Below are 20,621 nucleotides of genomic sequence, written 5' to 3'. Positions count from 1 at the left end.
CGGCCGCTGGTGGAGAATACATTCCGTGACATGAGCGAGATGGGCATCAGTCACGCGGGAGATCGCTAGGATGTGGGCGCGGCTGAAGGCCTTCATTCTTTGGGCATGGAAGATCATCTCGACGCCCGCCGCGACGCTGAGCCTCGGTTTTCTTACCCTGGGCGGCTTTCTCGGCGGCGTACTCTTCTGGGGCGCGTTCAACACGGCGCTGGAAGTCACCAATACCGAACCTTTCTGCATCTCGTGCCATGAGATGGAGGACAATGTCTATGAGGAACTGACGCGGACCGTGCATTTCACCAACCGGTCGGGGGTGCGTGCATCCTGTCCGGACTGCCATGTCCCGCATGAATGGACCAACAAGATCGCCCGCAAGATGCAGGCCTCGAAGGAAGTCTGGGGCAAGATCTTCGGCACGATCAACACGCGGGAGAAGTTTCTCGATAAGCGCCTCGAACTGGCCCAGCATGAATGGGTGCGCCTGAAGGCGAACAATTCCCTGGAATGCCGCAACTGCCACAGCGAGGATTCCATGGACCTGACCAAGCAGTCCAACCGCGCCGCGATCATGCACACGCGTCATCTGCTGAGCGGCGAGAAAACCTGCATCGACTGCCACAAGGGCATCGCGCACCGCCTGCCCAACATGTCGGGCGTGCCGGGCTGGAACTGATCTCCGCCCGGCCGCGGGGGCGTCTAGTTCTCCGGGCCGGAGAAGTGCGGAAACAGGATCGTGTTCTCGATCCGGATATGCTCGTTCAGATCGTCGAGCAGCTTGCGGATGCCGTCATAGAGGCCGCGCCAGGTACGGCAGGCGCCGAGCGGCGCGATACAGCCCGCCGTCATGTCGTACAGCAGCCGGCCCAGCGCCAGATGGTCCTCGTGATCGATCATCATCATCGAGATCGGCTGCCCGATCATCGCATTGCCGCCCTGTTTCATCAGGGGAAACAGGATGTGCTCCTCCTTGCACATATGCATGTCGAGTTCGGGCTTGATGTCCTGCAGCAGCTTTGACAGGCCATCGGGAAGATCGGGGTGCCCGGCATGCACCGTTTCCACTCGGCGGGCGGCGGCGATCAGCTCGTCGAGTTCACGGCGATGGACTTCGTGATAGCGCTGGAGAATGTGATCGATCAGCGCCGCCGGATCGGCCGGCAGCATTTCCGGGACGGAGCGGGCTTCGGGACTGCCTGCGGGCATAACGGTTTCTGACATGGGATTTCCTTTCGCGGCAGAGGATCAGCCGGGTCGCCCATCGGCCCGGGGTCCGACGAGAATCGGCAGGTAGCCGATCACGTAAACGAGATAGCCGGCGGCCCAGACGATGCCGGACGCGGCCGTGAGCCAGAAGGTGACGGTGCCGAGGTCGAAGGCGCCGGCCACCCGCCCCAAGGCACCCAGTCCGACCAGTGCATAGGCCGCGACGGCGCTGGGGGGCGCCACCAGCGGGCGCCCGCTATGGCCCAGCGAGGCCCGCGTCATCACGGCAAGGACCATGATGCCGACGCATCCCGCGCCCAGGGCATGGAGCGCGGCCGCCTGCGGCACGAATTCCAGCGCCGCCAGTGCCTTGAGGCCAACACCGACGACCAGCCAGGCATAGCCGAGATGCAGCGACCAGATGAGGGGAATGCGCCAGGTGCGCCAGAACTGCCAGAGCAGGAAGCGGCGCAGATGCAACAGGGCGGCGGTGGCGAACAATCCGGCCTGCAGCATGGCCGGGATCGAGACGGCTTCGGCGATCAGGCCGGCGGCAAGGGCGATCAGCGCGGCGCGGTCGAGCCACGGCCGCGGGATGATTTCCATCCGCTGCCCGGCCACGCGCATGCCGTTGACGGTGAAAGCCGGCACGATCCGCCCGCCGATGATGGCGATCATGACGATGAAGAGGCCGAGCGCGCCATACAGACCGGTACGGCCGACGTCGCGGATGCCGAGCGCCTGGAGATGCCAGCACAGATCGGTCAGGAAGAGAGCGGTGAGGATGACCACGAAGACGCCATTGCGCGTCGCGTTGCTGCGCAGGATGCTGGGCGCCACGAGACTGGCGAGAAACGGCCAGAACGCCAGATCGACGACGGTGAAAACGGCCGTCTCGATGGCAGCCGGCCAAAGGGCGAGGATGCGGGCGGCGATCCAGAGACCGGCCAGCATGCCGAGGCGCCAGCCGCGCACCGGCGGCATGCCGGTCCAGTTCGGCACTGCCGTGAGCAGGAAACCGGCCAGGGCGGCGGAGGCGAAGCCGAATACCATCGCATGGCCGTGCCAGAGCAGCGGCTCCGGCGTCATGCCAAGCGGCAGCCCGAAGAACCAGGCTGCCACCCAGAGCGCGATGTAGACGCTGGCCTGCAGGCCGGCCAGCAGGAAAAACGGCCGGAAGGCGCTCTGGAGCAGCAGCGGCAGGCTGGCACCCGTCGGGGTCGGATTACGGATTGCGAAGGATGCCATCCTCATGCTGTCCACTGTCTCCTGCAGGTTGCGGCCGGCATGCGCCGCCTCAGCCCATGCCGCCGCAGTCAGGATAGAAGCGAGTCGACAGCTTATCTTTGTGCCACCGCAACTATCCTGAATTCCGCCCTCAGCCGTAGACCGTGCAGCTCTCGCACACCGTTCCGCGGACGTCCCGCTTCAGATGGGCCTGCCGCAAAGCCTGGAATTTCGGCGAGTTCCAGGCATCGAGGAAGGATTCGGTGGTCAGGTCGCCCATATGGAAGCGGCCATCATGGTCGAAACAGCAGGCCGAGAGCTTGCCGTCCCAGGTGATATGGCCCTCGGTGAAGATCGACCAGCAGGGCAGCGGATCGCGCAGCGCCCCCGACCGGCCGCGGTTGCCGGCCACCGCCGACCAGCCGCGTTCAACCTCTTCCTCGCGCACCAGATCGGCCTGGTTGTACAGCGGGAGGGCGTAGAGTTCGTCGACATAGGGGCGGATTTCCTCAAGAGCTTCCTGCATCCGCCGTCCCTGTTCGCCGTCATATTCGATATAGGATGCATAGAGGCCGCATTTGTAGCCGCCGGCTGCACGCACGGCATGCGCGCCGGCGATATTCTGCTTCATCCGGTCGAAGTAGCTTGCCTTGACCCGCGTCACATCGACGAACTGCGCCGTATCGGCGTAGTTGTACGAGAATTTCAGCGAGTCCAGACCTGCCTTCATGCAGGCTTCCACGCGCTTGGGCGTCGCCAGCGAACCGTTTGTGGTCAGGAAGACATAGGGGTAGCCGCAATCGTGCTTGGCGAACGCGATCGCGTCCGGCAGCCACGGCACCATGAAGGACTCGCCGAGATAGAACACGCCGATCTCCTCCACTCCGGCCTCGCGCATCTCGCGGAGCAGCCGTTCGAACAGGCCGCGATCCATGTCCTTCTGGTCGCGCAGCCGCATCGAGCGCGCACAGAAGGCGCAGGCGAAGTTGCAGCGGGCCGTCAGTTCGATTTTCACCGAGCGCGGCACCGGCGCCCGGGCGGCGGCGCGGGTCGGCTCGATATACGTAATGGCATCGATACGTTCTGTGATCGTCATGGCGAGATTCTCTCTTTGCTAGGCCGTTCTTGGTTCAGCGGAGACGGATCCGGCCTTGCGGGGCCGGCTTGCCGCGATACAGGCGGCGAAGGCGATGATGGCCAGAATCGTGAGCGGTCCGCTGGCGGCCCGCAGATCCAGGGCTTCGGTCAGTCCGGCCAGCAGCCGGATGACGACCGAGAGATGCAGAAGCGCGAGCGGCCCGTAGAGGATCGGCGTGTAGCGCACCGTGAGCCCCGTGACGGCCGGAAGGATGATCAGCGCATGGCCGAACACCATCGAGAGCACAAAGCCGATGGTTACCGCATGCAGCGCGGCATCATAGCTGACGGCATGCAGGCCGGGCGGCAGGGCAAGCAGCACAAGGCCTGCGATGCCGAGCCAGACATAGCCGGCGAGCATGCAGACGCCGAAGAAGCGGGTCTGGCCCGGCATGCGTATGGTGCGTCGCGCAATGTCGTGCCGCAGCAGCCACAGTGTCGTGGCCAGCAGCCCGGCGCCGAATGCGGCAGCGCCGAGATCTTCCGTCATGCCGAGACCGGCACCGGCCAGCAGCAGAACGGCCGACAGAACGAACAGCGCCGTGCCGCCGCGCTTCGGGGGCAGCAGACGGCTCATTTCCAGACGCTCGCCGGCAATGGTCAGGATCAGGAAGACGAGCCACCAGCCAGCCGCCATGGGGAGGTCGCCGGCGGCAAGCCAGACGAGATTGCCGGCAATCCATGCCGCGGCGCCCAGCGCCATCGTCCAGGTGAACAGCGCCGGCTGGATGCGGGCGATCCGTACGGAGGCCGCCGCGAGGATGATGCTTGCGAACAGGCAGGCGGCGATGCCGGGAACCGGCGCACCGCCCAGCAGCAGAATGCCGCCGAGCACAACGGACAGTGGACCGAGATAGGCCCAGCCGGCACCAAGCGCCACCGCTCGCTCCAGGCTGATCAGCGCGCCCATGCCGGCGATCATCAGCGGGCCGTGCAGCGGCGCGAGACCTGCGCCGTGGGGCAGCACCAGACCCAGTCGCCACAACCCGCCGCAGAAGCCGGCAAGGAGGCCTACGCCGGTCAGCGCGAGCAGCCCGCGCCGCAGCATACGACCGCGGCGGACCGCGGGTTCAGGCGGCTGTGCGGCTGATGCAGATCTGCCAGACATCGGGGCCTTTCGCCCGGTATTTCCACCGGAAGGAACTGGGGAAGCCGTTCCTGAGCTGGTACAGCACCGGCTTCGGATCGTGATCGTCGACAAACAGAAGCGCCTCGCCCAGACTGAGCCGCATCGCATTGCCCAGGATCAGGGCATTGCGCATTGGCGGCGCGACGAAGCGGACGTCGATCGTTTCCTCGGCCTTACAGGGGCACATGCGGAGCCTCCTCGAAGCGGCGATTGAGCAGGGCACGGCCACGCGGCGTGATGCGATCGGAGTTCCATACCGGCGTCCAGACCAGGCGAATATCGAGTCGCGCCTTCGGAAAACGCTTTGCAAGCGCATCATGAATCGTATCGACGATCGCAGGGCCGAGCGGGCAGGCCCGCGTCGTCAGCGTCACCGCCACTTCGATCGCCTCAGGATGCTGCACCGCAGTATAAACCAGCCCCAGGTCGACGATGCTGATACCCACCTCGGGGTCGAGAACGCCCTGAAGACTCTCGAGAATCTCGCTGTCGAGCTGCGCTGCGGGACTCATGTCGCTCTCCTCGGATCGAAGTCATATGCGACATTCTGCGGCGGGGTTCTTTGCCCTGTCGCAAACAAAAGGCCTGTCGCGAAGAAAAGGACGGTCATCCGGCTCCAGCTTGCGCCGACACAAAGACCGGGATGCAGGCCCCTGCTATTCAGCCGGCAGAGGGAGTGCGGACATGACCCTGGACGAAAACATGCCCCTGGAGGAGGTGATGCGGCGCTGGCCCGCCACCATCCGGGTATTTCTGAACTACAGGATGCACTGTATCGGGTGCCCGATCTCCTGCCTGCATACGGCGCGGGACGCGGCACGTGAACACGGTGTGGAACTCGACAGGTTTCTTGCCGACCTGCGCAATGCGGCAGGAACGGGCCCGACGCCGCCGCGGGGACCGGGAGCGGTTTTCCGCAACGCGGAGGCCTGAAACGCGGGGGCCAGACAGGCCGGGTTCAGTCCTGCGTGCCTTCCGCGAGAAGGAAAAGGCGATGGGGATCCTTCAGGATGATCCTCTGGCGACCGCCCTCCACCAGACCGTCGCCCTCCCATGCACTGAGAATGCGGCTTACCGTATGCAGCGTGGTTCCGGTCATTTCGGCGATATCCTGCCGGCTGATCGGGAAATCGATCTCGATTCCCTGCTCCACCTTCCGACCGGACTGATTGGCGAGCCGGAGCAGCGCATGGGCCACCCGCCGGCTGACTTCCTCGGTCGACATTTCGACCACACGCGCCTGGGTATCCTGCAAACGGCTGCCGACCGTCTGCAGGGTCTTGAGGCTGAGGCTGGGATACCGCCCGACCAGGTCAGGCCAGATCGCCGACGGCCAGTTGAGCGCGACACTGTCCACCACGGCATTCGAGGTCGCGGGATAGGTATCCCGCCCGATCGCCATGGCGACGCCGAACAGGTCGCCGGGGTTTATGTAGCGCATGACGACCTGCTGGCCGTCCGGCGTCAGCTTCACGACCTGCAGCCGTCCATGCAGCAGCAGGAAGAAGGAATGGGCCTGACCATCCTGCTCGAAGACGCTGGTGCCCTTGGGGTACCGGCGTGACGTGGCGCTGCTGAGAATGTCGGCCAGCTGCTCGCGGCTGAAGCCCTGAAACAGCGGCAGGCCGGCAATCACCGAAGGGTCGATACTGCTCATGCGTCACTCTGGTCCTCTGCACCCGGGCCAGAATACCAGCGGGGGCGGAATTTTCCACCGATCCGCGACGGGTTGCCGCCGGTTTGTCGCAGCACAAAAACTTCTTCCGCCAGCCATGCCTAGATGGGCCACGGGCCGGAGGGCCCGTGGCAATTTATCCGTGGAGAAAGAAAAATGCGCACAGGTTTGGTTTTGGGCCTGGCTCTGGCCTCCCTCGCCCTGGTCGGCCCGGTTTCGGCGGCCGAATTCGAAGTCAAGATGCTCGACAAGGGGCAAAAAGGCGTGATGGTCTTCGAGCCGGCCCTGGTGAAGGCCGCACCGGGCGACAAGGTCACGTTCGTGCCGACGAACAAGGGCCACAATGTCGAGACCATCGACGGCATGCTTCCGGCCGGCGTCGCGCCCGTGGTCGGCAAGTACAACGAGACCATCAGCATCACCTTCGACAAGCCGGGCGTCTACGGCTTCAAGTGCAAGCCGCATTACGGCATGGGCATGGTGGCGATGGTCGTCGTCGGCTCGCCGGAGAACGAAAACGAGGCGCGGGCCGTCAGCCATCCCGGCAAGGCAAAGAAGGTCTTTGCCGAGCTGTTCGACAGCGCCGCGCTCGCCAGCAAGTAACCTGACCCCGTGCTGCCGCCCCGAAGCGGGCGGCAGCATGTCAGCGCGCCAGCAGCCTCCACAGGCAGCACAGCATTGCGGCGCACCAGGCCAGTGCCGCGACGGCAAGGGCAATCTCCGGCAAGACATCCGCACCGGCCCGGAAGATCGCAGCCACACCCATCAGCAGGGCTACGGCAGCGATCGTTCGCGATGGCAACGGCAGGCGTTCACGCTGCGCCATGGATTTGAGCATCATGGTCGTGGTTGACATCCCGATGCCGCCGATCGCGACCAGATGCAGCGGCGCGACATGGCTCCAGGGCGGATGAAAGGCCCCGGCGCCGATTCCCGCCAGACCGAACGCGATGAACAGCTGGGCTGCGGCAAGCGCCAGCAGATCGGGCCCGGCGAGCCGGAGCGCCGGCAGCCAGCCCCATGCGCGGATGAGAAGAGCGCCGGCCGCCAGCCACGAGAAGCCGGCGAGCACCAGCGGCGGTGCATCCGCCGCCAGCGAAAGGGCGGCGGCGCCGATCAGCACAGGCATGGACTGCTCCAGCCGCAGCCGGGGCGCGATCCGCGCCCCGCCGGCCCGCTGCACCAGGCCCGAGAAAGCGGCGCCGGCGATGCGTCCGCCCATGATCACGATCAGGATGACGACCGTAAAAACGCCGAGCAGGACCGCCGGGCGCGAAACCACAGCGGCCATGCCGAGCACCTGGAGCTGTGCCGCGGCATCGCAGGTTACGATTGCGGCAAGCACGATCGGAAAGATGACATTCTGGCTCCGTTTCACGCCGCGCAGGAAGCTGCGGCCGGCAACCCAGCCGATTGCCGCGGTGGATGCCACGGTAAGGACGGCATTCCATTCCGCCGCATCCGGCACGAAGAGCCAGGCCAGCCTCGCCGCCGCCCAGACGAGCAGAACCGGCAGCCAGGTGGAGCGTTCGGTCTTGGTGAACAGAAAGCCCGCGATCACCGCCGCGGCATAGCCGAAGACGAGCTCATGGGCATGCCAGTCGGCGCCGACACCTCCCGGTCGCGCGAAAATCCAGACGCCGATACTCAGCACCGCCTGGAGGCAGGCGGCGGCGAAGAATATGCGATGTGTCGTGCCAGCCGGTCTGGCCTCACTCGGAGGCTGGCGGCTCTGGCGATCCTGTCTGCCATTCATGCCTGCATACCAACGTGGAAAAGTCCGTTGGCGGCATCATAAGGTACCGAAGGTGTCTGAAGAAACCGCCGGCCATCCGCGGCGGCGGATCGTGCCTCTAGGCGCCCGCCCGGCGCAGGTCGCGGAGGCTGGCGAGGCGGAGCACCGCACGTTGCGCAAGACCCTGTGCCTCCGCAACAATTCCCTCGTCATTCGCATTGTCGGCGATCTCGAGATAGCGGTCGGCCAGCATTTCCGCCACTGCCACGACATCCTGCGACGTCATGTCGGCCGCCGCTCCGGATGCATGCAGTTGCCCGGCCATGCTGCGCGATTCCGCCGCGAGATGACGAAGCTGCGTCGCCACATTGCCCGCGGCACGCTCTGCCGCCTGCTCGAGAGCCATGGCGAGAAAAGCCTCGGCGGATCCGCACTGCCGCAGGGAAGCGGCATTGCCGGCGACCGGTAAACGGCGCCGGCCTTCGGCGTGGTAGGCCTGGCGGCGCTCACGGCGCAGCTGCCAGGCATGCTGAAGCTCCTGGCGGGCCATTGTCTCCGCGCCTTCCCGGACATCGTCCGCCTCAGCCTGCGCGGCGATGTAGCTCCAGAGCGAAAACGCCCGATCCTCGTTTCGCACGGCGATGGAGAGAAGCGTGTAGGCCGTGGCAACGCGTGACGTGGCCACTTCGGACAGGCCTTCGATATCAAATGTCTGCGGCAGGCCAGCGGTCGTAACCGAAGAAGCGGGAAGCCTGCCCAGCTGGCGCTGCGACCATTCTTCGACATGGCGTTCGTGTTCTCTTTCCTCCTCGGCAAGAGATTCGAACAATCGCGCCAGATCAGGCAAACCTTCGCGCTCGGCCCGCTTCGCGAAATCCGCATAATAGATCGCTGCCTCGTGCTCAAGCGCGAACGCTGTCGCAAGCAGCTCATCAAGCGTGCGAATCGGTGCCGCGGGTTCGGACTTGAGAAGGCTCATTGGAGCATCATGCGGCATATCCGGTGTCAGGGCGACGACGCGTTGCAGGCTGTGTTGACCTAGATCAAGCCGGGCGTTTCGCGAATGAGCGTATATTTGCCCCAGCACAAACACCTCGCGAGGCAAAAGCGGTAGGACCGTATCGCTGATTTTCACCGTCTGGCGCCGTTTCCCGGCGAGGGAACTTGTTCCCTGCGTGAAGGTTGGCGTTCCGGACACAGATCCACCTGCGGGGTGATGGGAAGAAAGCGTGACGGTTGTGTTCCAGACAGCGAGAAGCTCCACCGTTGCGCTGAGACTGCTTGGCCTCTGCCTGCTTCTTCTTGCCCTGCTTGCATATCCTGCCTTCGCTGCCGAACGGCTGTCCGACTTTATCGGCGGCATTCAGGCCGGTGATCTGGTTCCCGGCGCGGACCGGATCGGCCCGCCCCAGGGCGAGCCGCCGCTCGCCCCCGCCTATCGCGGCGACACCATCATCGGCCATATCTATCTCAACTCGGACTTCACCAATTCCGTCGGCTATTCGGGAAAGCCCATTCACATCCTGGTCGGTATCGATCCGAAAGGAATTGTGACCGGCCTGAAGCTTGTCGATCACAAGGAGCCGATCGTCCTCATCGGGATTCCCGAGGCCAGGGTGGTCGCGGCCGTCAATGATCTGATCGGAAAGGATCTCGGCGCGGTGGCGCGCAACGCCGAGCGCCCGCCCCAGGTCGATATCGTGAGCGGCGCGACGGTCACGGTGCTGGTCATGGCCGACAGCGTGGTGCGATCCGGGGTCCGCCTCATTCGCAGCGGCCGCCTCGGCGGGCAGCCGGTTGCGACGACTCAGGATACGGAGACCCGGCGCGTCGACCGGCAGGAAGGCACGATCCGCGGATGGGACGAACTGGTGGGGGACGGGTCGATCCGCCGCCTGAGCCTGTCCGTCGGCGAGGTCAGCGACGCTTTCGCGCGCGCGGGCAATGCGGAAGCGGCAGGCAATGCCGAGACGGCGTATCCCGACGACAGCTTCATCGACATGTATGTGGCGCCCGTCTCGGTGCCGGCAATCGGCCGCAGCCTGCTTGGCGAGGAAGGCTTCCGGCGGCTGCAGGAAAGGCTCAAGCCCGGGCAGGAAGCCATCGTGGTCGCCGGCGACGGCGCCTATTCCTTCAAGGGCTCGGGCTATGTCCGGGGCGGCATTTTCGACCGGATCGAGCTGCTGCAGGACGGCAATAGCACCCGCTTCCGCGACCGGAATCACACGCGGCTGGGTGCCCTTGAAGCCGAGGGCTCACCCGACCTGCGCGAGATCGCGCTGTTCGTCATTCCCGAGGATTTCAGCCTCGACCTCACCAGTCCCTGGCAGATCCAGCTGCTGGCGCAGCGCAATGTCGGCGCACGCGACAAGGCCTTCCTGACCTTCGAGGTCGAGTATTCCCTGCCCGACATGTACCTGATCCGCGAGGCCGCCGCCGCGCCTGCGCCGGCTCCGGCGGCGGCGCAGCAGCAGGCCCAGACCGGCGGGGCAGAGATCATGCCGGCCAACGATGTGCTGGACGAGGCGCTCTGGAAACGGATCTGGCGCGGCGACGCCGTCTCGATCGGTATTACCGTCACCGCCCTGCTTGTGCTGACGGCAATCTTCTTTTTCCAGGATGCGCTGGTGCGGCGCCCCAGGCTCTACACCTGGATCCGCCGCGGCTTCCTGACCTTCACGCTGCTCTGGCTGGGCTGGTATGCCAATGCCCAGCTGTCTGTGGTAAACGTCCTTACCTTCACCAACTCGCTGATCACCAATTTCAACTGGGAATTCTTCCTCGCCGCACCGCTGATCTTCATTCTCTGGTCTGCAGTGGCAGCCGCGCTGCTGTTCTGGGGACGCGGCCCGTTCTGCGGCTGGCTCTGCCCGTTCGGCGCGCTGCAGGAACTGCTGAACAATATCGCCCAGGCCCTGAAAGTACCGCAGGTGAAAGTGCCCTGGGCGCTGCACGAGCGCCTCTGGCCGATCAAGTACATCATCTTCCTCACCCTGTTCGGCCTGTCCTTCTATTCGCTTGCCCTGGCGGAGGCCTTCGCCGAGGTCGAGCCGTTCAAGACCTCCATCATTCTCAAGTTCAGCCGCGATTGGCCCTACGTCATCTATGCCCTGACCCTGCTGTCAGCCGGTCTGTTCATCGAGCGGTTCTTCTGCCGCTATCTCTGCCCTCTGGGCGCGGCTCTGGCGATTCCAGGGCGGATCCGCATGTTCGAATGGCTGAAGCGCTGGCCGGAATGCGGCTCGCCCTGTCAGCGCTGCGCCAAGGAATGCCCGGTCCAGTCCATCCATCCCGAGGGGCATATCAACGTCAATGAATGCATCTACTGCATGCATTGCCAGGAACTCTATCACGACGATCACCGCTGTCCGCACATGATCCAGGTTCGGCTCAAGCGCGAGCGGCGTGATGCTCTTGCCTCGCCTGCCATGGCGTCGGGCGGCAAGGGCCACAAGGCGGCATTCCTACCGCACCATGCGCAGTACAAAGCTGCGAAACAGCGGGAAGAGGCCGCCGGATCCCCCCCAACGTCAACTGAAGGAGCATGAAAATGAGTGCCGATAATAAACCGAAGAGGGGAATCAGTCGCCGCCGCGTCCTGGGGACCAGCGCCGCGGTCGCTGCCGCCGGCGCGACCGGATTGGCAGGCGGACTTACGGCCGGCCGCTCCGGCCTGATCAGTGACGCCGAGGCACAGACCCGCCAGCAGCAGGCCCGTCCGCGGACCGCCAACAAGTACGAAGTTAAGCCGGGAGAGCTGGACGAGTATTATGTGTTCTTCTCCAGCGGCCAGACCGGCGAGGTGCGCATCCTCGGCCTGCCGTCCATGCGCGAGCTGATGCGCATTCCGGTGTTCAACCGCGACAGCGCCACCGGCTGGGGCCAGACCAACGAAAGCCTGAAGATTCTCACCGAGGGCCTGACGCCGGAAGCCAAAGAATTCCTGAAGAACCGCGGCGGCATCTACACCAACGGCGACCTGCACCATCCGCATCCGTCGTTCACGGATGGCACCTATGACGGCCGCTATCTTTTCGCCAACGACAAGTCGAACACCCGGATCTGCCGCATCCGTCTCGACATCATGAAGTGCGACAAGATCCTGCAGATTCCGAACCAGTCGACGGTGCATGGCCTTCGGGTGCAGAAGTATCCGCGGACCGGCTATGTCTTCTGCAACGGCGAGGATCGCGTGCCGGTGCCGAATGACGGCAAGATCCTGGACGATCCGACGAAATATGTCGCCTCCTTCACGGCCGTCGACGGCGATACGATGAAAGTCGCCTGGCAGATCCAGGTGAACGGCAATCTGGACAATGTCGACGCCGACTACCAGGGCAAGTATGCCTGGGCGACCTGCTACAACTCCGAGGAAGGCGTGACCCTGGCCGAGACGATGGCCAACGAGCAGGACTGGGTCGTCGTCTTCAACATCAAGCGGATCGAAGAGGCCGTAAAGCAGGGCAAGGCAAAGATGATCGGCGGCATCCCCGTACTGGATGGCCGCAAGGGGTCGCCCTATACCCGCTACATTCCGGTGGCCAACAGCCCGCATGGCATCAACACGGCGCCGGACGGCATCCATTTCGTCGCCAATGGCAAGCTCTCGCCGACCGTCACCGTCTTCGATGCCCGCAAGCTGGATGACCTGTTCGACGACAAGATCCAGCCGCGCGACGTCGTGGTCGCCGAACCGGAACTGGGCCTCGGGCCGCTTCACACGGCCTATGACGGTCGGGGCAACGCCTATACGACGCTGTTCCTGGACAGCCAGATCGTAAAGTGGAACATCGATCTGGCCAAGCGCGCCTACAAGGGCGAGAAGGTCAATCCGATCATCCAGAAGCTGGACGTCCATTACCAGCCGGGCCACAACCACACCTCCATGGGCCAGACCAAGGAGGCCGACGGAAAGTGGCTGCTGTCACTCAACAAGTTCTCCAAGGACCGCTACCTGAATGTCGGCCCCCTGAAGCCGGAGAACGACCAGCTGATCGACATCTCCGGCGACAAGATGGTTCTTGTCCATGACAGCCCGAGCTTTGCAGAGCCGCATGACGCAACCATCGTGCACCGGTCGAAGATCAACCCGCTGCATGTCTGGAAGCGCGACGATCCTTTCTTCGCCGATGCGGTGCAGCAGGCGAAGGCCGACAATGTCGTGCTGGAAACCGACAACAAGGTGGTCCGCGACGGCAACAAGGTCCGCGTCTACATGACCTCGGCTGCCCCGGCTTTCGGGCTGGAGCAGTTCACCGTGAAGCAGGGCGATGAGGTCACCGTCTACGTCACCAATATCGATGACGTGGAAGACCTGACGCACGGTTTCTGCATCAACAACTACGGCATCAACATGGAGATCGGTCCCCAGCAGACCTCTTCGGTCACCTTCACGGCCGACCAGGCGGGGGTCTACTGGTACTACTGCACCTGGTTCTGCCATGCGATGCATATGGAGATGCAGGGCCGCATGCTGGTCGAGCCGCGGAACGCCTGAGGACAAGGTGCGTTTCCGCATTACCGTGACTGCAGGACTGGCGGCGATCCTCGCCGCCAGTCTCGCTTTGCCTGCCCAGGCACGGCAGATTGCCGTCGCGCCCGGCGCAGCGCTGCAGCCCGTGATCGATGGGGCGGCCGAGGGTGACGTCATCATCCTGGAAGCCGGCACCCATCAGGGTCCGGTCACGATCGATCGCAGACTTACGCTCCAGGGCGAGTCCGGCGCGATCCTGCAGGGCAACGGCAGGGGCAGCGTCGTCACCGTCACTGCCGCCGGATCAGTGGTCCGCGGACTGACCGTGCGCGGCTCGGGAAAGCGGCAGGACAAGCTGGATTCAGGTATCTTCCTCGCCCAGACAGCGACGGAAGCGGTTGCCGAAGACAATACGGTCGAAGGCAACCTCTACGGCATCTATATCCATGGTGCGGCGGATGCGCTGGTGCGCGGCAACCGCATCCACGGCATCCGCGAGGGCCGGATGAACGAGGCCGGAAACGGCGTATCGGTCTGGAACGCTCCCGGCGCCCGGGTGCTCGACAACGAATTCCGCTACGGCCGCGACGGCATCTTCGTCGTCGCCAGCAAGCGCAACGTGTTCAGCGGCAACCGCTTCGGCGATCTGCGCTTCGCCGTCCACTACATGTACACCAACGACAGCGATATCACCGATAACGTTTCCATCGGCAACAGCGTCGGGTTTGCGATCATGTATTCGCACCGCCTGCTCGTCGCCCGCAACCTGTCCGACGGCGACCGCGATCACGGCTTCCTGTTCAACTACGCCAACGGCTCACGGATCGTCGGCAATACCGTCCGCGGCCGCCTGCAGCCGGCCGACCGATGGATCCGCGCCGGCATGCGCGATGGCGGCAGCGAGCATGGCGTCCCCGCAGTCGAGGAACCGCTCAGCATGGCAACCGGCGCGCGGATCGGGCCGACGAAATGCGTGTTCATCTACAATGCCAACCAGAACCGCTTCTATGACAACCGTTTCGAAGGCTGCGAGATCGGCATCCATTTCACCGCCGGCTCCGAACGCAATGCCCTCAGCGGCAATGCCTTCATCCGCAACCGCACGCAGGTCAAATATGTCGGGACGCGCTATCTCGACTGGTCGGAGAATGGCCGCGGCAATTACTGGAGCGATAACCCGGCCTTCGACCTGAACGGCGACGGCATCGCGGATACCGCCTATCGCCCCAACGATCTGGTCGACAAGGTGCTGTGGACCGCACCGCAGGCAAAGCTCCTGATCAACAGCCCTGCCGTGCAGGTGATCCGCTGGGCGCAGTCACAGTTTCCGGCGCTGCTGCCCGGGGGCGTGGTCGATTCCCGGCCGCTGATGGCGCCGCCCTCCCTGCCGCAGCTGGCCAATCGCGAGGCAAAGTGAAGAACACAGTCGACATACGGGACGTCAGCAAGCGTTATGGCCGCGTCGAGGCGGTCAGGAACGTGACGTTTGCGCTGCCGCCGGGCGAAACCGTCGCCCTGGTCGGCCATAACGGTGCGGGGAAAACCACGCTGATCAAGCTGATGCTGGGCCTCATTCACCCCAGCGCCGGAACGATCACCGTTCTGGACGAGAATCCCGCTGCCGGCGAATCCGCCGCCCGCCGGCGGCTGGGCTATCTGCCCGAGAATGTATCCTTCAATGCCGCCCTGACCGGCAGGGAATTGCTGTCCTTCTACGCGCGGCTCAAGGGCGAGGCGCCAAAGCGGGCCATGCCACTGCTGGAACAGGTCGGCCTGGCTGCAGCGGCCGACCGTCGCGTCGGCACCTATTCCAAGGGCATGCGCCAGCGCCTCGGCCTCGCCCAGGCGCTGATCGGCGAGCCCGCCCTGCTGCTGCTGGACGAGCCCACCACCGGCCTTGATCCGGCGCTGCGGCAGAGCTTCTACGAGACCGTGCAGCAGCTGCGCAACCGCGGCGCGACCGTGGTGCTGTCCTCCCATGCCCTGACCGAGCTGGAGGAACGGACCGACCGCGTGGTCATCATGAACAGGGGTATCATGGTCGCAAACGGCTCGCTGGATGCCCTGCGCCGCATTGCGCGGCTGCCGACGCGAATCCGCCTGCGGATGGCCGACGGCAACCGCGAGGCCGTGCAGGCCCTGCTCGACCCGCAGGAACGCTGGCAGACGATCAACGGACACGTGGTGGAGATCGAAGCCGGTCCGGAACGCAAGATGGATCTGCTGCGACGCGCCACCCGGGCCGACATGGCGATCGAGGATATCGAGGTGATGCCGCCCACCCTGGACGAGCTTTACGCGCATTTCCTGCGCAGCCAGGAGGCCGTGCAATGAGAGAGATCGTCATCATCGCCGGCAAGGAGATCCAGGAGGGATTGCGCAATCGCTGGGTCCTGGCGACGACCCTGCTTCTGCTGGCGCTGTCGCTGACGCTCAGCTTTCTCGGCAGCGCCCCGACCGGCAATGTCGGCGTCCGGGCGCTGGATGTGGTGATCGTCAGCCTTTCCAGCCTGACCATTTTCCTGCTGCCGCTGATCGCCCTGCTGATCTCCTATGACGCCATCGTTGGCGAGGTCGACCGCGGCACCATGCTGCTGCTGCTCAGCTATCCCGTTGCACGCTGGCAGGTTATGCTGGGGAAATTTGTCGGCCATCTCGCCATCCTCGCTTTTGCCACGATCCTCGGTTACGGCGCATCGGCCGCCGCGCTGGCCGTCACGGGAGCGACGATCGATCCCGAAAGCTGGTTCGCCTTCGGCAGGCTGATCGGGTCGTCGGTGCTGCTGGGTGCCGCCTTCGTGGCGATCGGCTACCTGATCAGCGCGAAGGTGCGCGATCGCGGCACGGCGGGCGGCATCGCCATCGGCGTGTGGCTGCTGCTGGTGCTGCTCTATGACATGGCGATTCTCGGCATCCTGGTGGCCGACCAGGGACGCATGCTTTCGGCCGATGCGCTGAACGTGCTGCTGCTGCTCAATCCGGCCGACGCCTACCGGATGTTCAACCTCGCCGGATCGGCCGGCGTCAGCAGCCTGGCCGGCATGGCCGGTGTCGCGGAGTCGCTGACCCTGCCGCCGCTGTTGCTGGTCGCCACGCTCGCTTTGTGGGTGCTGCTGCCACTGGCGGCCGCCACGGCGATATTCTCGCGGAGGGAATTATGAAGCGTTTCACTATCGCTGCCCTGCTGGCCGCCGGCGCCGCCCTCGCGGCATGCGATGACAAGCCGAAGGATGCCGCACTTCCGCCGCCGCATACGCTGACCGTCGAGGCGGTCGGCAATTACTGCGGCATGAACCTGGTCGAACATGCCGGGCCGAAGGGGCAGATCATCCTCGCCGGCTGGCCCGAGCCGGTGTGGTTCTCCTCCGCGCGGGATGTGTTCGCCTTCACGATGCTGCCCGAGGAACCCAAGGATATCCGCGCCATTTATGTCTCCGACATGGCCCGGGCGCCCAGCTGGGAGGATCCGGGCGCGGATAACTGGATCGAGGCCAGGAAGGCGTTTTTCGTGATCGGAAGCTCCAGGAGCAGCGGGATGGGCGCGGACGAAACCGTGCCGTTCGGCGACCGCCAGGCCGCGGAGAAATTCGTTGCCGAATATGGCGGCCGGATCGTCACTTTTTCCGACGTGCCGCGCGACTATGTGCTGGGTTCCGGAGCAGTCGAGCAGCATTCCGCCAACCATCACGACCCGCGGCCGGCCCATGCGCACTAATCCTTCTCCGGCAGGCATCGGCCGGCGGCGCTTCATCGGCATCTCCGCCGCTGCGGCAGGTTTGAGCCTGCTGCCATTCACGGCGCGGGCGCGCGCCGAAGTGCATCTGGTTTCCTGGCGCGGCGTCGCGCTCGGCGCGGAAGCGACCATACGGGTCCACCATCATGACGAGCCCGCGGCGAAAGAGGCGGTTGCGCTTGTCGTCCAGGACCTGCAGCGACTGGAAGCGATCTTCAGTCTTTACCGGCAGGATTCGGCGCTCATGATCCTGAACAGCCGTGGCGTTCTGGAAGCGCCACCGGGCGAACTGGTCGACCTGCTCGAGCAGTGCCGGCGGTTCCACGCGCTGACCGGCGGCGCCTTCGATCCCAGCGTGCAGCCGCTCTGGCGGCTGTACCATGCGCATTTCTCCCGGCCCGGCGCCGATCCCGACGGCCCGGCGGAGGCGGACCTGGGTGCCGCGCTCCGGATGATCGGCTTTGATCGCGTGCTGCTCAGCCGGGACCGGATCGCTCTGCGCGGGGGCATGGCACTGACCCTGAACGGTATCGCTCAGGGCTATATCACCGACAGAGCGGTGGAGCGGCTCCGCCGGCAGGGCATTGCCCACACGCTGGTGGATCTGGGCGAGAGCCGTGCGCTCGGGCAGCATCCCGATGGCAGACCCTGGCAGGCCGCCATCGCCTATCCGGACGGCGCCGGCGTCGTCGACATGGTTCCCCTGTCCGATCTTGCGATCGCCACCTCGAGCGGTTCCGGCTTCCGCTTCGATCCGCAGGGGCGGATCACGCATATTCTGGATCCCGGAACCGGCCGGTCGCCGAGGCGCTACAGCAGCGTGTCGGTCATCCTGCCGAATGCCACCGCGGCCGACGCCCTCTCCACCGCCTTCAGCATGATGCCCGAGGACAGAATCTCGAGGACGCTGGCCGCCATCGGTGAGGGCAAAGTCTATCTGGTAGGGCCGGAATCCAAGGTCCGCGTGCTTTCGTCAACCTGACCGCGACGCGGCGACGAAATCCCTTCCGGGGGATGGAGGGAATTACCCGGGCGACTGCCGCTTAACCGAATTTCGGCGGCCGCTTGGCGTGGAAGGCCGAGATGCCCTCGGTCCAGTCCGTGCCGCCGATCAGCAGGCTCAGGGCCTCCAGACCGAAGCGGCGGGCGCTGCGCAGATCGGCATCTTCCGACAGGTAGACGGCAGCCTTGCTCTGGGCGATCGCGCGCGGACTCAGCGCCTTGAGGCGTTCGGCCAGCGCCAGGGCCTCCGGCAGCAGGGCATCCGGTTCGGTGACGGCATAGACGAGGCCGCGCCGCTCGGCTTCTTCCGCCGAAACATGGGTGGCCAGGAGAATCCATTCCAGGGCCTTGCTGCGCCCGACATGACGGATCAGCTTCTGTACACCGCCGGCGCCGGCAATGGCACCAAGCTTGACCTCCGGCAGGCCGATGCGGGCGGTTTTGGACATCAGGCGGAAGTCGCAGGACAGCGCGAGCTCGCCGCCCCCGCCGAGCGCGAAGCCGTTGATGGCGGCGATCACCGGGTAGGGCTGTTCCTCCAGGCTGTCGAAGACCCGCGCGATGCGATCGAGGTAGGTATCACGCAGCCTGAAACCGGCATCGCGTCCCAGCTGATCCTCGGTGAAGTAGTCCAGATGCGCGCCGCAGCAGAAGGCGCGACCGCTGCCGGTAATGATCAGGGCGCGCACGCCCGAGCCCTTCAGGCTGGCGAGAACCCCCTCCATGCCGTCCAGCAGGGCATGGGTCAGGGTGTTCATCTCAGCGCCGCGGGTCAGGGTGATCTGGGCCACGCCCTCCGCCGGCCAGGTCAGTTCCAGTGCTTCGTTCTTCATCGGATATCTCCTCGGCTGCGCGTCAGCGCGTCACCTTGATGCCGGCCTTCTCGCGGTCCCACAGCCTGCCCATGTTTTCGGACGCCCACTGGCGCAGCTTGTACTTCTCGATCTTCTCCGACGCCGTCTTGGGCAGTTCCTCAACGACATGGAGGTACCGGGGCACCATGAAATACGGCATGTTCCTGTCACAGAAGGCGATGATGTCCGCATAGTCGACCGTCACACCGGGATTGGCGACGAAGCAGACCAGCACATCGTCTTCGCCCAGTTCTGAAGGCACCGCCACCGCAGCCGCTTCCCGGAGCGCGGGATGGCGCGAGATGATCATCTCCAGTTCGTAGGCCGAAATATTCTCGCCGCGACGCCGGATGGCGTCCTTCTTCCGGTCGACGAAATAGAGATACCCGTCAGCATCGAGATAGCCGCGGTCGCCGGTATGGAACCAGAGCGACGACATGGCAGCCAGGGTCTCGCGCGGCATCTCGTAATAGCCCTGCATCATGATGCCCGGCGCGCGCGGCCGCACGGCGATCTCGCCGACCTCACCCGGCGGCAGGAACCGGTCCTCATCGTCCAGGATGGCCACTTCGGTATAGGGATGGGCGCGACCCGCCGATCCGGCCTTTTCCAGCGGCTCGTCCGGTCCGTGCAGCGTGACGGCAAAGGTCTCGGTCTGGGCGAACAGGCTGGTGAGTTTGATGCCCATGTCGCGGAACGGCCTGCCTGCCTCCGCGTCGAGGGCCGGGACGACCATGCACTGCCGCAGCCTGAGCCGGCTGCGATCCAGACGATCCAGCTCCTTGATGACGATATTGGCCATGGCGCCAAGCGCATTGGCCTGCGTGGCGCCGCAATCCACTACTTCCTGCCAGAACCGCGATCCCGAAAAGCGTCGCGACAGGGCAAGCGTCGCGCCGCAAAGCAGGGTCGGCATCATCGAATACCAGAGGGCATTGCCATGAAACAGCGGCAGGCAGGTGTAGAGAATGTCTTCCGAGGTGTAGCCGTAGCCGTTGACCAGCTGGTCGCCGACGCTCAGTCCCTGGGAATGCGGCGCGACGACCCCCTTGGAGGGGCCGGTCGTGCCCGACGTATACATGAGGAACATCGGATCCCTGTAGGACACCTCGGTGTCCGGAGGCGTATCGGGCTCCTCTTCCAGCAACGCGAACGGGACAGCAGCAAGACTGGCGGCATCGTCGCTGCCGCCGGCCTCGCTGGGAACCACAACGATGGTGTGAATAGCGTCGCTTTTGCGCAGATGGTCCGCGGCGCGTGGCAGCAGTTCCTCTTCGACGATCAGAACGCTGACCCTGGAATGATCCAGCAGGTAGCCGAGCAGCTCCCCCTTGGCGGCGGTATTGAAGGGCACGGCCACGGCCCCCAGCTTGCCGAGGGCGAAAACCGACCAGAGAAATTCGGGGCAGTTGCCGAGCAGCAGGCCGACATGGTCGCCCTTCTTCACGCTGGC

Annotated in this window: 21 protein-coding genes; 10 read left to right on the top strand and 11 right to left on the bottom strand. The window is 64.9% G+C overall.

What is annotated here, in order from left to right; genetic code table 11:
- Positions 1 to 70: 70 nt before the first annotated feature.
- Positions 71 to 673 carry a NapC/NirT family cytochrome c gene (locus tag VKZ87_RS15130; protein WP_324222098.1) on the top strand — a complete coding sequence of 201 codons (603 nt, stop codon included), beginning with the start codon at positions 71 to 73 and terminating at the stop codon, positions 671 to 673.
- 23 nt (positions 674 to 696) lie between these two features.
- Here the strand turns inward: VKZ87_RS15130 and VKZ87_RS15125 are convergent, their stop codons facing one another.
- The 6 genes from VKZ87_RS15125 to VKZ87_RS15100 form a co-directional block, all read right to left on the bottom strand.
- Positions 697 to 1,218 (bottom strand): hemerythrin domain-containing protein, encoded by a 522-nt coding sequence (locus VKZ87_RS15125; protein ID WP_324222097.1) that lies wholly within the window; start codon positions 1,216 to 1,218, stop codon positions 697 to 699.
- Between the two features lie 24 nt (positions 1,219 to 1,242).
- On the bottom strand, positions 1,243 to 2,457 hold the full coding sequence (locus tag VKZ87_RS15120) for an NnrS family protein (RefSeq protein WP_324222096.1): 1,215 nt from the start codon (positions 2,455 to 2,457) through the stop codon (positions 1,243 to 1,245).
- A 124-nt stretch (positions 2,458 to 2,581) separates the two neighbouring features.
- Entirely contained in the window at positions 2,582 to 3,526 is a 945-nt protein-coding gene (locus VKZ87_RS15115) for a radical SAM/SPASM domain-containing protein (RefSeq protein ID WP_324222095.1), read from the bottom strand.
- An 18-nt stretch (positions 3,527 to 3,544) separates the two neighbouring features.
- Positions 3,545 to 4,615: a hypothetical protein gene (locus VKZ87_RS15110; protein WP_324222094.1), complete on the bottom strand. Its 1,071-nt coding sequence runs from the start codon at positions 4,613 to 4,615 to the stop codon at positions 3,545 to 3,547.
- Positions 4,616 to 4,637: 22 nt separating this feature from the next.
- Positions 4,638 to 4,883 carry a DUF2249 domain-containing protein gene (locus VKZ87_RS15105; RefSeq protein WP_324222093.1) on the bottom strand — a complete coding sequence of 82 codons (246 nt, stop codon included), beginning with the start codon at positions 4,881 to 4,883 and terminating at the stop codon, positions 4,638 to 4,640.
- Positions 4,870 to 5,208, bottom strand: coding sequence for a metal-sulfur cluster assembly factor (locus VKZ87_RS15100; protein ID WP_324222092.1), 339 nt, complete (start codon positions 5,206 to 5,208; stop codon positions 4,870 to 4,872). Before VKZ87_RS15100 ends, VKZ87_RS15105 begins: the two co-directional genes overlap by 14 nt.
- A 172-nt stretch (positions 5,209 to 5,380) precedes the next feature.
- On the opposite strand from VKZ87_RS15100, the gene VKZ87_RS15095 reads away from it, so the two are divergent.
- Positions 5,381 to 5,629 (top strand): DUF1858 domain-containing protein, encoded by a 249-nt coding sequence (locus tag VKZ87_RS15095; protein ID WP_324222091.1) that lies wholly within the window; start codon positions 5,381 to 5,383, stop codon positions 5,627 to 5,629.
- Positions 5,630 to 5,654: 25 nt separating this feature from the next.
- On the opposite strand, the gene VKZ87_RS15090 is transcribed toward VKZ87_RS15095, so the two are convergent.
- Entirely contained in the window at positions 5,655 to 6,353 is a 699-nt protein-coding gene (locus tag VKZ87_RS15090) for a Crp/Fnr family transcriptional regulator (protein WP_324222090.1), read from the bottom strand.
- Between the two features lie 174 nt (positions 6,354 to 6,527).
- On the opposite strand from VKZ87_RS15090, the gene VKZ87_RS15085 reads away from it, so the two are divergent.
- Entirely contained in the window at positions 6,528 to 6,974 is a 447-nt protein-coding gene (locus VKZ87_RS15085) for a pseudoazurin (protein WP_324222089.1), read from the top strand.
- 40 nt (positions 6,975 to 7,014) lie between these two features.
- On the opposite strand, the gene VKZ87_RS15080 is transcribed toward VKZ87_RS15085, so the two are convergent.
- The gene (locus VKZ87_RS15080) at positions 7,015 to 8,127 is read right to left on the bottom strand and encodes an NnrS family protein (RefSeq protein ID WP_324222088.1); all 1,113 of its coding nucleotides are present in this window, start codon (positions 8,125 to 8,127) and stop codon (positions 7,015 to 7,017) included.
- Between the two features lie 97 nt (positions 8,128 to 8,224).
- Positions 8,225 to 9,085, bottom strand: coding sequence for a ferritin family protein (locus VKZ87_RS15075; RefSeq protein ID WP_324222087.1), 861 nt, complete (start codon positions 9,083 to 9,085; stop codon positions 8,225 to 8,227).
- A gap of 250 nt (positions 9,086 to 9,335) precedes the next feature.
- On the opposite strand from VKZ87_RS15075, the gene VKZ87_RS15070 reads away from it, so the two are divergent.
- Genes VKZ87_RS15070 through VKZ87_RS15040 form a run of 7 tightly spaced genes read left to right on the top strand, consistent with a single transcriptional unit; the run spans position 9,336 to position 18,294 of the window.
- On the top strand, positions 9,336 to 11,654 hold the full coding sequence (locus VKZ87_RS15070; RefSeq protein WP_324222086.1) for a 4Fe-4S binding protein: 2,319 nt from the start codon (positions 9,336 to 9,338) through the stop codon (positions 11,652 to 11,654).
- Between the two features lie 2 nt (positions 11,655 to 11,656).
- Positions 11,657 to 13,603, top strand: coding sequence for a TAT-dependent nitrous-oxide reductase (gene nosZ / locus VKZ87_RS15065; RefSeq protein ID WP_324222085.1), 1,947 nt, complete (start codon positions 11,657 to 11,659; stop codon positions 13,601 to 13,603).
- 7 nt (positions 13,604 to 13,610) lie between these two features.
- Positions 13,611 to 14,996, top strand: a complete 1,386-nt coding sequence (locus VKZ87_RS15060) for a nitrous oxide reductase family maturation protein NosD (protein ID WP_324222084.1) — start codon at positions 13,611 to 13,613, stop codon at positions 14,994 to 14,996.
- Positions 14,993 to 15,913, top strand: coding sequence for an ABC transporter ATP-binding protein (locus VKZ87_RS15055; protein ID WP_324222083.1), 921 nt, complete (start codon positions 14,993 to 14,995; stop codon positions 15,911 to 15,913). Before VKZ87_RS15060 ends, VKZ87_RS15055 begins: the two co-directional genes overlap by 4 nt.
- Positions 15,910 to 16,740, top strand: coding sequence for an ABC transporter permease subunit (locus VKZ87_RS15050; RefSeq protein ID WP_324222082.1), 831 nt, complete (start codon positions 15,910 to 15,912; stop codon positions 16,738 to 16,740). The genes VKZ87_RS15055 and VKZ87_RS15050 overlap by 4 nt, the downstream gene beginning before the upstream one ends.
- A complete protein-coding gene (locus VKZ87_RS15045) occupies positions 16,737 to 17,294 on the top strand; it encodes a nitrous oxide reductase accessory protein NosL (protein ID WP_324222081.1) in 558 nt (185 codons plus the stop codon). The genes VKZ87_RS15050 and VKZ87_RS15045 overlap by 4 nt, the downstream gene beginning before the upstream one ends.
- Positions 17,284 to 18,294: an FAD:protein FMN transferase gene (locus tag VKZ87_RS15040; RefSeq protein WP_324222080.1), complete on the top strand. Its 1,011-nt coding sequence runs from the start codon at positions 17,284 to 17,286 to the stop codon at positions 18,292 to 18,294. The genes VKZ87_RS15045 and VKZ87_RS15040 overlap by 11 nt, the downstream gene beginning before the upstream one ends.
- 61 nt (positions 18,295 to 18,355) lie before the next feature.
- Here VKZ87_RS15040 and VKZ87_RS15035 read toward each other — a convergent pair whose 3' ends face one another.
- On the bottom strand, positions 18,356 to 19,147 hold the full coding sequence (locus tag VKZ87_RS15035) for an enoyl-CoA hydratase/isomerase family protein (protein ID WP_324222079.1): 792 nt from the start codon (positions 19,145 to 19,147) through the stop codon (positions 18,356 to 18,358).
- A 22-nt stretch (positions 19,148 to 19,169) separates the two neighbouring features.
- On the bottom strand, positions 19,170 to 20,621 hold a 1,452-nt coding region (locus VKZ87_RS15030; RefSeq protein WP_324222078.1), incomplete at its 5' end, for an AMP-binding protein.

The sequence above is a fragment of the Ferrovibrio sp. genome, from assembly GCF_035304305.1.
Classification (GTDB): Bacteria; Pseudomonadota; Alphaproteobacteria; order Ferrovibrionales; family Ferrovibrionaceae; genus Ferrovibrio.
This window is presented reverse-complemented; position numbering and strand designations above follow the sequence as displayed.